The organism is Methylobacterium sp. WL7 (assembly GCF_008040085.1).
Classification (GTDB): domain Bacteria; phylum Pseudomonadota; class Alphaproteobacteria; order Rhizobiales; family Beijerinckiaceae; genus Methylobacterium; species Methylobacterium mesophilicum.
The window spans coordinates 1-491 of record NZ_VRVG01000374.1; the positions used below are offsets into that span (position 1 = coordinate 1).

General features: G+C 71.3%; 1 pseudogene. It reads left to right on the forward strand.

Features of this window, described 5'->3' with window-relative positions:
• Positions 1-491, forward strand: a pseudogene (locus FV233_RS31035) (hypothetical protein); the annotation flags it as partial.

A 491-nucleotide genomic window follows, 5' to 3' on the forward strand; every position in this document is an offset into this window, starting at 1 on the left:
CTCCAGACGGCTGGCTCGACCCCTGGCGGGGGCGGCATGTCCGCTAACCAGCGGGCTCTCAACATCGGCACCGGTGTCGAGTCGGGCGATGGTGATCCGCTGCGGGTGATCTTCGGCAAGATCGCCAACAACCTGTCGGATCTTGATGGGCGGCTGATCTCGAGCACGGCGGTCCTTGGTACCCTAGGCACTGCGGCGCGGCTCAACATCGGAACCGCGCCCGGCACGGTAGCGGACGGCGGCGCCCTGACGGCCGAGACGGCGCGAGCCATGTCCGTGGAGGCTCTGAAGGCGCCGCTCGCCTCTCCGCCATTCACGGGCGTTCCGACGGCGCCGACGGCCGCAGCAGGCACCGGGACCAACCAGATCGCCACGACGCAGTTTGTGGCCACGGCGGTGGCGACAGGCGGCGCGGGGGGCGGAACCGGCACAGGCGGCGTTGCAACCTCGCGCCAGATCCTGTCGGGCGGCCTGGCCACCGGTGGCGGCGA